Origin of the sequence: Sphingomonas sp. (assembly GCF_040398505.1) — a bacterium.
Classification (GTDB): Bacteria; Pseudomonadota; Alphaproteobacteria; order Sphingomonadales; family Sphingomonadaceae; genus Sphingomonas.
The window spans coordinates 1-1,592 of the sequence record NZ_JBBATX010000200.1; the positions used below are offsets into that span (position 1 = coordinate 1).

At 66.1% G+C, this 1,592-nt stretch carries 1 protein-coding gene; it reads left to right on the plus strand.

Going from position 1 to position 1,592, the window contains the following annotated elements; genetic code table 11:
- The coding region (locus ABWP09_RS14370) for a S41 family peptidase (RefSeq protein ID WP_353205799.1) at positions 1-1,592 on the plus strand (1,592 nt) is incomplete at both ends.

Here is a 1,592-nt window from a genome sequence, read left to right on the forward strand (position 1 = left end):
TTCGCGCATCGTCCGGGTCGACCTGCTGCCCAACGTGCCCAAGTTCAAGGAAGACAAGTTCAGCGACTTGTTCAAGCCCGGCAAGCAACCCGGCACGACTCCCGATACGCCCGGCGAGCCCGCCGCCACGCCTCCGCCGCCAGCGCCCAAACCGCTTCCCGCCGCCGCGAAGAAGGGCGCAGCCGCAATCCCCGCTGCACCGAAGGTCCCGCCCGTCACGATCGTGTGGGCCGGCCTGCGCAATCGCGCGACGATCCTCCCGCTCGGCCTCAACGCCGATACGCCGGTCATTAGTGGCGACGGTAAGACGCTCGTCTTCCGCGCGCAGGAAAAGGGCCGCGCCAACCTCTACAGCTACACGCTCGACGAACTCGCCGACGAACCACCGGTTGCGCAGCAACTCACGCAAAGCGAGCGGCCCAAGGGTGATTTCGCGCTGACCGGCGACGGCAAGACGCTTTACTATCTTGACGGCGGTCGCATCGTCTCGACCCCGCTCGACAGCCCCAAGCCCAAGCCAATCGCCGTCGCCGCCGAAATGGACGTGGATTTCGCGTCCGAAAAGCAGATCGTGTTCGACGAAGCGTGGAGCGTGCTCAACCGCAAATTCTTCGATGCCGCGTTCAACGGCCAGGACTGGAAGGCGCTGCGCGCGCGATACCAGCCGTTGGTCTCCGGCGCGCGCACGCCCGACGAGCTGCGCCGCATCATTGGGCTGATGATCGGCGAATTGAACGCCTCGCACAGCGGGATCAACCGCCCGTTCGCAGGCCCGGGCGCACTCCCGACCAACCGCGTCGGCGATCTCGGGCTGCGTTTCGATCGTGCCGCGTATGAAGCCGGCCGCGGGTTGGTGGTGCGCGAGATCGTCACACTCGGCCCGGCCTCGATCGAAAAGATCGTGCCGGGCGATCGCATCGTCAGCGTCGGCGGCGTGTCCGTCGGCGCAAAGGGTAATCTCGACGCCTTGCTCGAAAACACCGTCGGCCGCCGGGTGCGGATCGGGGTTGAGGGCGCAAGCGGACCCCGCACCGTCACCGTGCGCCCGGTGTCGGTCGGCACTGCGGCGGGGCTGGCGTACCGGCAATGGGTCGAGGATCGCCGCGCGCTGGTCGATCGGCTGTCGGGCGGCAAGCTCGGCTATGTCCACATCGCCGACATGTCGTCCGAGACGCTCGATCAATTGTATCTCGATCTCGATGCCGAAAATCAGGGCAAGCAGGGCGTTGTCGTCGATATCCGCAACAATAATGGCGGCTTCGTCAACGGCTATGCGATCGACGTGTTCGCGCGCAAAAACTATCTGACGATGACCCCGCGCGACCTGTTCCCGATCCCCGGACGGCAGGCGCTCGGGCAGCGCGCGCTCGGCAAGCCGACCGTGCTCGTCACCAACGAATCTTCGCTCTCCGATGCCGAGGATTTCACCGAGGGTTATCGCGCGCTCGGTTTGGGGAAAGTGGTGGGGCAGCCGACGGCGGGCTGGATCATCTTTACCGGGGCCGAACCCTTGATCGACGGCTCGTCGGTACGCACGCCGAGCACGCGGATTCAGGACGGGCGCGGGCAGGACATGGAAATGCACCCGCGCC